Annotated in this window: 10 protein-coding genes; 3 read left to right on the top strand and 7 right to left on the bottom strand. The window is 66.3% G+C overall.

All coding sequences use genetic code 11. The features are described 5' to 3' along the window. Window position 1 precedes the first annotated feature (1 nt). Window positions 2-997 carry a proline racemase family protein gene (locus tag EV643_RS04165; RefSeq protein WP_238165351.1) on the top strand — a complete coding sequence of 332 codons (996 nt, stop codon included), beginning with the start codon at window positions 2-4 and terminating at the stop codon, window positions 995-997. Window positions 998-1,066: 69 nt separating this feature from the next. Beyond that, the gene (locus tag EV643_RS04160; protein ID WP_133798626.1) at window positions 1,067-1,393 is read left to right on the top strand and encodes a putative quinol monooxygenase; all 327 of its coding nucleotides are present in this window, start codon (window positions 1,067-1,069) and stop codon (window positions 1,391-1,393) included. 418 nt (window positions 1,394-1,811) lie between these two features. Here the strand turns inward: EV643_RS04160 and EV643_RS04150 are convergent, their stop codons facing one another. The 7 genes from EV643_RS04150 to EV643_RS04125 all read right to left on the bottom strand — a co-directional run bounded on the left by EV643_RS04150 (window position 1,812) and on the right by EV643_RS04125 (window position 10,786). Further along, a complete protein-coding gene (locus tag EV643_RS04150) occupies window positions 1,812-2,228 on the bottom strand; it encodes an SgcJ/EcaC family oxidoreductase (protein WP_133798624.1) in 417 nt (138 codons plus the stop codon). A gap of 65 nt (window positions 2,229-2,293) precedes the next feature. After that, window positions 2,294-3,520 carry an alginate lyase family protein gene (locus EV643_RS04145; protein ID WP_133798623.1) on the bottom strand — a complete coding sequence of 409 codons (1,227 nt, stop codon included), beginning with the start codon at window positions 3,518-3,520 and terminating at the stop codon, window positions 2,294-2,296. A gap of 24 nt (window positions 3,521-3,544) precedes the next feature. Beyond that, window positions 3,545-5,290: a glycosyl hydrolase family 28 protein gene (locus EV643_RS04140; protein WP_133798622.1), complete on the bottom strand. Its 1,746-nt coding sequence runs from the start codon at window positions 5,288-5,290 to the stop codon at window positions 3,545-3,547. Next, window positions 5,290-8,673: an alginate lyase family protein gene (locus EV643_RS04135; protein WP_202869386.1), complete on the bottom strand. Its 3,384-nt coding sequence runs from the start codon at window positions 8,671-8,673 to the stop codon at window positions 5,290-5,292. The genes EV643_RS04140 and EV643_RS04135 overlap by 1 nt, the downstream gene beginning before the upstream one ends. 185 nt (window positions 8,674-8,858) lie before the next feature. Next, window positions 8,859-9,032, bottom strand: coding sequence for a hypothetical protein (locus EV643_RS44010; RefSeq protein ID WP_166665315.1), 174 nt, complete (start codon window positions 9,030-9,032; stop codon window positions 8,859-8,861). Between the two features lie 247 nt (window positions 9,033-9,279). Next, window positions 9,280-10,302 carry a 1-aminocyclopropane-1-carboxylate deaminase gene (locus EV643_RS04130; RefSeq protein ID WP_133798621.1) on the bottom strand — a complete coding sequence of 341 codons (1,023 nt, stop codon included), beginning with the start codon at window positions 10,300-10,302 and terminating at the stop codon, window positions 9,280-9,282. A 31-nt stretch (window positions 10,303-10,333) separates the two neighbouring features. Beyond that, complete coding sequence (locus tag EV643_RS04125; protein ID WP_133798620.1) at window positions 10,334-10,786, bottom strand: MerR family transcriptional regulator; 453 nt, start codon at window positions 10,784-10,786, stop codon at window positions 10,334-10,336. A 25-nt stretch (window positions 10,787-10,811) separates the two neighbouring features. Between EV643_RS04125 and EV643_RS04120 the strand changes: the two genes are divergently transcribed. Beyond that, window positions 10,812-12,314, top strand: coding sequence for an MFS transporter (locus EV643_RS04120; RefSeq protein ID WP_238165350.1), 1,503 nt, complete (start codon window positions 10,812-10,814; stop codon window positions 12,312-12,314). The last annotated feature ends 324 nt before the right edge of the window (window positions 12,315-12,638 follow it).

Genomic DNA, 12,638 nt, shown 5'->3' with positions numbered 1-12,638 from the left:
TGTGGTCGATTACCACACCGCTGGGGAGCCGTTTCGCATCGTCGTTGACGGGCTTCCGGACATCCCTGGCGCGACCGTGCCGGATCGGCGGACCTTCGCAATGGGGTCGGCGGAGGTCGACGCGGTACGGCAGCTGCTCGTGAACGAACCACGCGGTCATGCGGACATGTACGGCGGATTCGTTGTCCCGGGCAATGATTCGGACGCGGACTTCGGGGTGCTGTTCTGGCACAAGGACGGGTACTCCACGGCCTGCGGTCACGGCACGATCGCCCTCGGTGTGTGGGCGGTCGAAACGGGCCGGGTCACCGCTTCGGCGGATGGCGACACGTCCGTCGTGATCGACGTCCCGTCCGGCCGGGTGGTCGCGCGAGTCACGTTTTCCGGTGGCGTCGTACAGCGTGTCGCCTTCCGCAACGTCCCGTCGTACGTGGTCACTCGCTCGGCTGTGGTGGAGACCAGCCGCGGATCGGTCGAGGCCGGCATCAGCTTCGGCGGCGCGTACTACGCCTCCGTCGCCGCCTCGTCGGTCGGCCTCGAGGTGACGCCGAAGCACTACGCCGACCTGATCGCCATCGGCCGCGAGATCAAGTGGACCCTGAACGACACGCCCTGGGCCCGCCACCCCACCGACAGCCGCCTCGACGGTATCTACGGCACCATCCTGTACGACGACCTCGGCCAAACCCCCGACGGACCACACCAACGCAACGTCGCGATATTCGCCGACGGCGAGGTGGATCGCTCCCCCTGCGGCTCAGGAACCTCAGCCCGCCTCGCCCTCCTCGACGCCGAGGGCCGCCTCTCCCCCGGCCAGTTCCTCCACCACGACTCCATCGTCAACACCACGTTCCTCGGCCGAGTCGTCTCGGAGGTCATCGTCGACGACCAACCGGCCGTGATCACCGAGGTGGAAGGCAACTCCTACCGAACCGGCACGGCCACCTTCACCCTCGATCCCCACGACCCGCTCGGCACCGGCTTCACCCTCCGCTGAACCTCCGGCGGCGTTCGGCGACTACCATCGAACCCCGTCGTCGCCTCTCCGACCTCAGGGAGCCTGATCATGATCTTCATCACCGCCAAGTTCCGCGTTCTCGCCGAGCACGCCTCCGACTGGCCGCGCATCTCCGAAGCCTTCACCAAGGCCACCCGCGCCGAACCCGGCAACCTCTGGTTCGACTGGTCCCGCTCTATCGACGACACCAACGAGTACGTCCTGGTAGAAGCCTTCCGCGACGACGAAGCCGCCACCGCCCATGTCACCTCGGACCACTTCAAAGCAGCCCAAGCCACCCTCCCCCAGTACCTCGCCGAAACCCCCCGAATCGTCAACTTCAAACTCGACCAATCCGACTGGTCCGAACTCGGCGAACTAGCAGTCAACCGCTGATCGCCGCCACTCGGCCGCACGATCCGGCGATGGTCGCCCGCTTCAGTTCTTGCATGCAACGCTGCCTTGGCGTGCAGATGGACAGGAGGTAGTCGGCAGTCCGAGCGCCCGTTCGGTAGGGTTCAGGCGTGAGAGGCTCCCGATGTCGGGACTACCTCCTGTCGAAATGCACGCGTCACTCCGACCGGAGATCCTCCGCCGGGCTCCCGCCCCGTTCGGTCCACTCTCGCCAGCACCCGGCACCCCCGCACCCCGACACCCCCGGCACCCCAGGCACCCCAGGCACCCCCGACACCCCCGCCCCCCGCACCCCCGCACCCCCGCACCCCGACAGCCCGGCACCCCGGCACCCCGGCACCAACGGTTGCCAGTCGACTTACGCGACACCGCCCGCTCGAACGCCGTGGTGCGCAGGCGGTCAGGCGTCTTTGACGACGATGGTGTTTTGGGCGGCGGCTATTTGCCAGGTGGTGGTGTCTTTGGCGAGGAGGTAAACCGGGGAGCCGTTGTCGACGGGGAGGGTGGGGTTGGTGGGGAGGTAGGTCTGGTTGACGTTGACTACTGCGACGTCGGGGCGGACGAAGAGAAGGTGGTCAGGGATGTAGGTGACGGTGGCGTCTTTGGTGGCGCCGGGGAGGACGCGGCGGGTGAACTCCTCGATGATGTCGCGGCCGTAGAGGCGTTTACCGTGGCCGGTCACCCAGAGGGCGTCCTTCCGGAAGAGGGCGATGAAGGCGTCGACGTCCTCGGTGCGCTGGGCTTGTTCGACCTTGGCGACCAGGTCCAGGATCGCGTCGACGTCTTCCTGGCTGGGGATCTGACCGGTGATTTCCATGCCCGGATCCTGCAAGCTCAAGCGGGCTTGAGGTCAACTCCAACCTCAAGCCCGCTACAACTTGCCTACTTGGCGTACATCAGGGTGCCGAAGCCGAGTTGGTCGAAGCCGCCGCTGTTCGGGCCGTAGTCGCCGCCACCACCTTCGGGACGGACCGATGCCGCCATCGCGGAGATGTACGGCACGGACAGATTGCGGCGCCGGGTGTAGTGGTAGTGCACGATGTCCCATACCGGCCTGAGTTGCCCCCGGCTGGCGCTGGAGATCACCGTGTGCTCGTTGTACGCACAGTTCTGGCCGCTCCCCCACGTGTACTTCGTGAACGGCACGTCCTGCCCGAGGTTGTACTTCGCGACGTACTGAGCGCCCTTCATGAAGCGGTTGCCGTCGTATCCGTACAGGTCCTCGCCCTGGTTCCACGCCATCTCGCAGAACGTCGCCATCTGGCCGACACCCATCACGGTATGGCCCTGATCCCGCCCCGATTCCTGCCATTGCGCGAGGCCCTCAGAGTCGTACACGAACGGGATCGCATGCCGGATCGACCCGTTGCCGGCGCCGTTCTTGAAGTAGTTCACCGCCTGGTCGTACTTCGCGGCGTCGTCGCAGAGGATGCCGATGGCAAGGATCGAGTTCATCGTGCACAGATCCCAGTTGGCCCAGTAGTTCGTGATGCACGCGTCGTTGTGGTTGAGCAGGAACTGGTTGTTCAGCGGGTAGAAGACGTTCAGCATCATCGTCTTGAACCGAGCGAGGTCGAAGCCCGGGTAGTCGCGCATCAGCTCCGCGACATTGGCGAACTGGTAGCCGTAGATTCCGGCCGCCAGGAACCGGTCTGCGTTACCGGTCACCGTGGTCAGTGTGCCCGACCAGGCGTTGAGGATGTTGCGGGCACAGTCCCCGTGCGCGGTCGTGCCCTGGACGCGCCAGCGCAAGGCGTTCTGGTACGCGGCGTGGATGTCGTTGTACAGGATGCCGTAGTTCTGCCCGTCGCCACCGCGGATGATGGTGGCCTGTGGGTTGGGTTGCCAGGTGGACTGGGCGTGGCCGTTGGCGATCAGACGGTTCCAGCCGGACAACCACGGGTCGTTGCCAGCGGCAACACGGACCTTGGCCCGGTTCATGTCGCCCCAGTTGTGCAGCATGCCCGGATGGGTGAACGTCGCCGGCGCGGCATCCGCGCGCCGGTCGAGCGAGGTGACGCCGAGGGTGGCCGCGGCTCCCGCGGCGGCCACTCCTCCGGCGGCCTTGAGCAGCGTACGTCTGTCGATCTTCCCCGAGTTGTCCTTCATGCGACTTCTCCTTCCGGTTGGGCGTTATCGGACGGTGAGCTGCAAGTTCTTGGTCGAGGTCCCCACGACGTTGGCCACGCTGAGGGTGACGTCGTAGGTCCCGGCGGCGGTCGGCGACCCGGAGATGACGCCGGTGACTCTATCGATGGCGAGTCCGGCGGGCAGACCCTGTACGTCGAAGCCGGTCGGGAACCCGGTCGCGCTGATCGTGTAAACGGCCGGCGCGCCTGCTGCCAAGTCGGCCGAGTCGGGACTGGTGATGGCCGGAAGTGCGGCCGTCGGGGCGGTACTCGCGTCCAGGAAACGCAGGTTCGTCACGTGTTCGTTGACGTGCATCGGCACCATGTCGGCGAGGGAGAACCATCGCGGCTTCTGCATCGTCGCGGCGACGACGGTGCCGTTGACGACGAGGTTCTGGAAGGTGACGTCCTTGATACCCCGGCTCTCGTCGTACCCGAGCATCATCGCGGTCTCGGCGTTCTCGCCGGCGTAGCTGAGGTTCTTGACGTAGACGCCTTCGATGCCCCGACCGGCCGACGTGTTGTACGTCCGGTTGTAGGCGATGCGCAGATGGATGAACTGGCCCCAGCGGAAGTCCTCCACCCGGACGTTCTCGATCCGCACGTTGCGTACGAGGTTGCTGTCGCCGGGGTTCAGCGCGATACAGCCCTGGTACCACTTCTGCGGCTCGCGATGGTCGAGGATGTCGACGTTGCTGATGGTGAGGTTCTCCAGTACCTCGGGGTTGGCGGTGTTGCCGTGCGTCCCGACGTTGATGGGGTGCGCGACGTCTGCCCACAGGGCGGAGTTCTGGATCGTGATGTTCCGGGTATCGCCGTAGTAGTCCCATCGGTGGGTGTAGAGGGCGATGCAGTCGTCCGAGCAGCGCAGGAAGGAGTCGTCGATCAGTACCTCGCTGCTGGAGAAGACGTCGATACCGTCGCCCCATTGCCCCGCGCTAAAGTAGCCGAAGTCAGTGATCGACACCTGCTCGGACTGACCGGCTGTGATCGCGTAGCCGGCCGTCAGGTTGAGCATGGTCACGCCGTCGATGCGGATGTGCTTGGAGTCCACGATGGCGGAGCCGCCCGAATTCGAGCCATAAATCATGCCTCGGCCGATCAGTCCGGCGTTCGTGACCCCCTTGAAGTTCACCGCGGCTTTCAGCACCGCACCTCCGGCGAGATAGACGGTCTTGCCGCTGGGAACGAGCACTTCGTTGTTCGGGACCGTGTGCACACCCGGGCCGAAGTAGATGACGTTGGGGTCATCAGCGGACGGGCGGTCGGTCTCGATGGACCGGGTCAGCAGGTGCAGGCAGTCGAAGATCTCACCGTTCACCTCGACCACGACCTTGCGCGGCTGGGTGAGGGTGAACTTGAGCGTGCTCTCCTCGACCTTCGGCTCGATCCCGTACGACAGCGGGCGGATCCGGGCGTTCGTCACAGTCCCCTTGGTGTAGGTGACCTTCACCTCGACCGCGCCGGAGAAGTCGAACGACGCGAAGGACGACTTCCTGATCTCACCGGAGCCGGTCTTCGCGTTGATGATCTTCAGGTTGACGGAGTACGTCGAGAGGCGCTGCCACTGACCGTTCGGCGTACGGACCTTCACCTCGAAGGTGGTGCTCTGCGCGATCCCGTCGGGAATCGGGTAGGTGACCAGTTGCGCGGCAGCTGTAGATGCCTCGGCGGCACTCGCCTGGCTCGTCACGTAGCCGGCGGCGGCGGCACCGGTGGCCTGCAACAGGCGACGACGGGTGATTTCCATCAGAACTCCTCGGGATGAATCAAGACGTGGTCGAAGACGGTGGTGTTCAGTACGAATGGATCGCGGGACACGACGGCGAGGCCCACGTAGTACGGCGCATCGCCGAAGTTCGGGATCTCGACTGGATCCCCGATCGGCGTCCAGGTCCGGCCGTCGTCGGAGGTCTCTGCCAGGAAGGCATCACCTTCACGGCTTAAACGAAGCCAGAGAGGGAGGGCCGCGTTGCCAGTGCCCTCCGTCGTGACCAGACCGGTCGCCACGCGAAGGCGCCGTACGAACTGCCTCCTGCCGCCGTCGGCCTGGTTGGTGAGGATCGCCCCGGCCATCTGGTCGAAGGGCGACAACGACTTGGTCATGATGAGGCCGACGCGATCGGTCGGGCCAGCGTTGTGGCGGATCACCACGCGGCTCGTGATGGTGCAGTCGCCGGTGACCGGCACGGCGGCGTACTGCGCTGTCATGCCCTGGTTGATGATGTTGAGATCAGAGCCGGCCCCGCGGACCGTGAAGCTGCCGCTGGACGCGTCGTAGCTCGTGATGCCCGGCGTGCGAATCGACACGACACTGAAGGTGCCGAGCTTTCGTTCGTCGAAGACGTAGTCGCCGATGTCGCGGTAGTCCCACGGAGCAGGTGGTGGCGATGCGATGCTCAAGGCAACTACCCTTGTACGCCGGGCCGTCGCGTTGCGGGCCGCGATCTCGACCGTGAAGTTCCCTTCCCTGGTGGGCGTTCCGGCGATGATCCCGGTTCTGGTGTCGAGGACCAGCCCGTCGGGGAGGCCGGCCGCGGAAAACGTGGCCGGGTCGTTCGTGCCGTCGATCCGGTAGTGGAAAGGCCTGCCGACATTGGCGAAAGCCGTTGGTGGACTCGTGATCTCCGGTGCCGGTGGAGTGGGCATCGTGGCGCTGGCCTCACCCGACGGTTTGCCGGTGCCGGCGAGGTTGGTCTTCGCCACCACGTAGTAGTACGTCGTCCCCGGCGCGCCGGTCGCGTCCCGGTAGCGCGTCTCCACACCGAATCCGACCGGGGCGACTCCCGTGGCGATCACCTTGTATGGACCGCCGGACGTCGTACTGCGCTTGACGGTGTACGTTGCGGCGGAGTCGAGGTCGCTCCACGCTAATTCGATAGCACTCGGGTCGACCGCGGCTCGCAGTACGCCGACGGGTGCATCCGGTCGGCGTACGGACCAACCAGGGACGGAGACGTTGTCGAACACCGCTGTCGTCGTCTCGGCGTCACCGAGGGCGGAACACACCGCGATGCCGACGGAGAGCCCGGAGCCGACGTGGAGTTTTGATGAACCGACCTTCGTCCAGGTCTTGCCGTCGGCGGAGATGAGGCCGGTGAAGGTGTCGCCCTTCCGAATGACCCGCACCCAGTACGGCCGACGTAGCCGGTAACCGTCACTAGCCGCCTCGACCACAGGGGCCGGCAACGCGGTCGCGGATTCCGGCAGCGAACCGTGGTCGGCGATGGGGAAGCCGGCGTTGATCGTGATGGTCTGTTGCTGCGTGGGCGGCACGATCGTGCTGCCGGTTGCCGATGTGGGCGCGCCGGCCGCCGGTCGTACCGTCCATACGCCACTCCACGCATGCAGCGGGAGTCCCTGGATCAGCATCGACGCCTGGGCGGAGTTGGCGGCGTCTGTCTGCCGCATCATCACGCCGAGCTTGGCGTACTGCGAGCTGACGGGCTGCACGATCCTGGCGGTGACGGCGCCATCCCCGATCATCGGCAGGTAGACGAACCGGAAACTGTCCTGCGTCTGGCCGATATCCGTTCCACCGGCCTCGATCACGAAGGTCTCGCCATCGAAGTCGGTCTCTCCTGCGGCGGTGCCGATGTCCTTGCTGCTCCAAGGCTGCGGTGCTCGGGCGGCGATGTGCAGTGAGTCCGCACTCTCGCCGGCGTTGTTCGCCGCGGAAACCTTGTAGTAGCAGGTGTGCTTCGCCGTGTCCGTGTACGTGGCCGAGGTCAGCCCGCTGGCGATCGTGGTGAACGGACCGGAGTCAGCCGTAGCCCGCTTGACGGTGTAGCTGGTTGCGGTGGTGCAACTGATCGGCTCGACCGATCCGGCCCACGCCAGTACGACGCCCTCCGGCGTACTGCGTGCCGTCAAGCCGGATGGGATACCTGGCGCGACGACGGGCGTAACCGGGACGGCCGGCGTACGGGCTTGCGTCAACGTTCCCCAGGCCGGGTGGTCGTCGCTGTTGCCCTCGACGAATCGGGTGCCGCCGCGGTGGACGACCTCCTCGACGTACGGCATGGGAAGTCCGCGGCGACCTTGGTAGTGGGCCAGGGCCAGCTCGTAGATCGGCTGGAACTGTCCTCGGTTGCCGGTCGCGATCGCGGTCTTGAGGTACTTGCCCGTGCGGTCGAGATCCGCGACGAAGGGAACGCCGTCCTCGCCGAGGTTGTAGCTGGCGGTGTACTCGAAGCCCTTCAGGATCCGGCTGTCCTGATGACCGAAGAGGTCAACGCCCTGGTTCCAGGCTACGGCGGCACAGTTCGCCAGCAGGCCGAGTGCGAGTTGCGCGTACGCCTGACTCCGCCCGCTCTCCTGACCTTGGCCGGTCGCCTCGACCACGATGTGCTCGATCCGGCCGTTCCCCGCGCCGGCCACGGCGTACCGGATCGCGTTCTCGAACATCACCCGGTCGTCGCAGAACACGGCGATCGCGAGGACGGTCTGCAGCGCGGCGACGTCCCAGTTGCCGTTGGCAAACAACGCGTAGCCGGAGACTGAGCGGTACCAGACTTTCCGGAAGGACTGCGCGCAGCGGTCGATGTCCGCGGCAGGCCAACCGTCGTAGCCGCTGTGGCGAAGGAGTTCGGCGGCGTTCGCGAGTTTGAAGCCCTGCAGGCCGGATCCGAGCTGCCCGTCCGCGCCGGTGATCGTTTGCAGGCTGGCGGACCAGGCGTTCAGGATGTCGCGGGCCTTGTCCGCGTGCCGCACGTCACCGGTGATGCACCACATCAAGGCGTTCTGGTACGCCGCCGCGGAATCGTTGACCGCCTCACTGACGAAGTTCGACGGGCCTCTACCCCAGGAGGTGACCTGTCCGGTGTTGCGGACGACGTAGCTGTATGACGATCGGTCGTTGGCGGCCATCGCCTGGAATCCGTCGTAGATCGGCGACTCGTGGGCGGCGACCGCCCTGCGCATCCGTTCGAGGTCGGCGCTCGAGTGGAGCAGGCCCGGATGTGCGAACCCGGATGCCGCGCCCGCCCGGTACGACGAGGTTGCGGCCGGCTCGCCGATCTCGTCGTACTCGCCGCCTTTGTCACCGCCGCCGCCAGTGCCTTCGCCGAGGCGGGCCGCCAGCGCCGACCCGCTGGTGGCGATCAGGAGGGACCGGCGGCTCATCAGCGTCATCGTTCTCTCCTCCGGCCGGTATGCGCTTACCGGCCATGACGATGACGCGCACAACAAGAACGGTCAATAACACGCAAAGCCCAACACCGTCGGAAAGTTTTCGGAGCCCGCAAAGGCGCCGACACGCCGGTTGCCAGTTGCCGGGCCACTCTCCGGCTGGTACGGCGAGGGCTAGTGGTGCTGGGTCAGCGTCGGCGACTCCACCTGCCGGTGGCGCCGATCCCAGCGAGGTGGAGCGCGACACAAAGCAGACCCGCCATCAGCAGAGTCTGCTGGGTGAAGGCGTCGCCGACACTGGCGTTGGCGAAGTCCAGAATGAGCGCCAGCCCGAAAATGACTGCGACGATGATCGCGAACATCGAGATCTCCTATCTAGGGCGGAGGCGGTCATCGACGTCCCCCGCACCGCCACACCACAACCAGTGCCCACCAGCACCCCGCGACGAAACACACCGCGTTGTCTGTACCGTTCGACAGGACGTAGTCGTATGGCACCCGACAGCTTCACGCTTGCGGCGGCGCTGCCGGCATCCGGGAGGGCGACTACCTCATGTCGATCCGTACACGCAGCAGCCGAGACCGGACAGGTCCCCGCTGATGACGAGCTCAGTCGAAGATGCGGGAGTAGGCGTTGAGGGCCGGCTGGCCGCCGAGGTGGGCGTAGAGGACGGTGGAGTCCTTGGGGATCTCCCCCGAGGTGACGAGGTCGATCAGGCCGGCCATCGACTTCCCCTCGTAGACGGGGTCGATGATCATGCCCTCGAGCGAGCCGGACAGCTTGATCGCCGCGATGGTCGACTCGACCGGGATGCCGTAGAGGTCGCCGGCCCAGCCCTCGAGCACGGTGATCTCGTCGTCCCGCAGGTCGCGGCCGAGCTCGATCAACTCGGCCGTGTTCCGCGCGATCCGGCCCACCTGGTCTCGGGTCTTGTCGAGCGTCGCGGACGCGTCGATGCCGAGCACCCGTCGCGGCCGGCCGTCGGCGGTCTCCTGCAGGGCGGCGAATCCGGCGATCATCCCCGCGTGGGTGGAGCCGGTCACCGTACAAACGATGATCGTGTCGAAGAAGACGCCGTACTGCTTCTCCTGCTCGGCGAGCTCGAACGCCCAGTTGGCAAACCCGAGCCCACCAAGCGGGTGCTCCGATGCGCCGGCCGGGATCCCGTACGGCGTACCGCCGGCCTCCTCGACCTCGCGCAGCGCGTCCTCCCACGAACTGCGGAGCCCGATGTCGAACCCGGCCGGATCGAGCCGCACATCAGCACCCATGATCCGCGACAGCAGGATGTTGCCGACCTTGTCATTGCCAGGATCGTCCCACTCGACCCATTTCTCCTGGACGAGCCGGCATTTCAACCCCAGCTTCGCCGCAACGGCCGCGACCTGACGGGTGTGGTTCGACTGGAATCCCCCGATCGACACCAAGGTGTCGGCACCTTTCGCGAGCGCGTCGGGGACGAGGTACTCGAGCTTGCGCGTCTTGTTCCCCCCGAACGCAAGCCCCGAGTTGCAGTCCTCCCGCTTGGCCCAGATGCTCGCACCCCCGAGGTGCTTCGTGAGCCGATCCAGCTGGTGAATCGGACTGGGGCCAAAGGTCAGCGGATAACGCGGGAACTCGTGCAGTCTCATCGTGATCTCCTCCGAACAATGCGGGCCTGGGCTAGGGAGTCGGTGCCCAGAGCTGGTCGGCGTCGCCGGCGACGACCCTGCTTCGGTAGACATCGATCTTGTGGTCGATGAGCTTCAGGTTCTCCTGGACTTCGGCGAGGTTGGCGACCACCTCGGCACGGTGCGACTCCAGCAGGTCCAGTCGATCGAGTTCGTTGCCCCGTCCGGCGGAGACGAGTTCGGCGTATCGGCGGATGGTCTTGATCGGCATGCCGGTGGCCCGCAGCCTGGTGCAGATGACGATCCAGTCGAGGTCGAGCTGGTGGTACCGCCGCCGGCCGCCGGTGGTGCGATCCACCGGGGTGACGACCAGGCCCGCGCGTTCGTAGTACCGGAGGGTGTGCGCGCTGACTCCCGTACGGCGAGCGGCCTCGGCGATGCTCAGGCCCTCCGGGGAATCGGAGCGAGCGGGCTCGGGTACCGGCTGCGGGTTGACTTCGAGCATGCTCTAAATCCTAGCGTCGGTGGTCATGAGCGCAACGATGCAACCAACGACCAGACCCGGCGAGCGCGGGGTCGAACTCAGTCGGCGGCGGCGGTTTCTGGTGCTCGGGATCTGCTGTGCCAGCGTTCTCGTCGTGGTGATGGACATCTCCATCGTCAACGTCGCGCTGCCGACGATGCGTCGCGATCTGAACGCCTCGGTTTCCGGCCTGCAGTGGACGGTCGACGCGTACACCCTGGTGCTGGCCAGCTTCCTGGTACTCGCCGGGTCCACCGCCGACCGCGTCGGACGTCGGCGGATCTTCCAAATCGGCCTCGCCGCTTTCGGCCTCGGCTCGCTGCTGTGCGCCCTCGCGCCGAGCATCGGTTGGCTGATCGCGGCGCGCGCGCTGCAGGCGGTCGGCGGCACGATGCTCAATCCGGTGGCGATGGCGATTGTCGCCACCACGTTCCCCGATCCGCGTGAACGTGCCAGGGCGATCGGCGTGTTCGGCTCGGTGACCGGCTTGTCGCTGGCGCTCGGCCCGATCCTGGGCGGTGCCCTGGTTGACGGCTTCGGCTGGCACTCCATCTTCTGGATCAACGTGCCGATCGTGACGGCCGCGATCGTGTGCACCGCGCTGTTCGTCCCCGAGTCCCGCGCCGCCCGGACGCGCCGCTTCGACCCGGTCGGCCAGACCCTGATGATCCTGATGCTGGGCAGCGTCGTCTACGCGATTATCGAGTCCCACAAATTGGGCTGGACCTCGCCGATCATCCTCGGCCTGCTCGCCATCGCCGTACTCAGCGCACTGGGCATCGTCGGCTACGAGCCGCGGCGTACCGACCCGCTGCTGGAGTTACGCCTCTTCCGCAGCGTGCCGTTCAGCTCGGCGATCCTGATGGCGCTGTTCGCCTTGTGCGCGTTTGGCGCCTTCTTGTTCGTGACCACCCAGTACCTGCAAGACGTGCGCGGTATGTCGGCGCTGACGGCCGGGCTGAGCCTGCTCCCCATCGGCGTACTGATCGTGGTCCTCTCCCCAATCACCGGCCGACTGGTCGGTACCCGCGGCCCGCGACTGCCGCTGGTGATCTCGGGGACCGCACTGGCATTGGGCGGCGCCGTGTCGATCTGGCTCGGGCCGACCACCCCGCTACCGGCCGTACTCGCGATCTACCTCCTGTTCGGCATCTTCCTCGGCACCGTCAACCCGCCGATCACCAACACAGCCGTCTCCGGGATGCCCCGCTCAATGGCCGGCGTCGCCACCTCGCTAGCCTCCGCCGGCCGCCAAACCGGCACCACCCTGGGCGTCGCAATCGCGGGCACGATCGTGGGCTCAGCCCTGACCCGCGGCGGTACGGCGTACACCAAGGCGGAGCACAACGTGTGGTGGCTGATACTCGCCCTCGGCGCCGGGATCCTGATCCTGGGCGTACTCAGCACCGGCCCCTGGGCCATGGATACCGCCAGCCGAGCGGCAGCACTGTTCCAGGACCCGGACCAACCAAGAACGCGGCAGGCCGGGGCTAACTCTGTTGGCGCGTGACAAGTTCGAGGGATACAAATCCGGTTGAGCCAGCTGGAACGCAGTCCTCACGACGCCCGAGCGCCGGCAACATCGACGACCAACTGCCTGGCGAGGCTGCCGGACCACGCAAACAAGATGCACCAGGCGCCAAGCAGCACCACGCACAGTCCGTTGACTGCAGCTATTCCGACGGTCCAGAACTCGTAATGGGTAAGAGCCATGAGCAGGGCAAGGAGGCCGGTAAAGGGGCTCTTCGATCTTGACCGGGCACGACACGCGGTCTCTGCCTGCGGGGTAGGGGCTCGTGGCCTCTGAACACTGGCTGTTGTCGAGACAGTTCAG

This window comes from Kribbella caucasensis (assembly GCF_004361855.1).
In the GTDB taxonomy this organism is placed as follows: Bacteria; Actinomycetota; Actinomycetes; order Propionibacteriales; family Kribbellaceae; genus Kribbella; species Kribbella caucasensis.
This window is presented reverse-complemented; position numbering and strand designations above follow the sequence as displayed.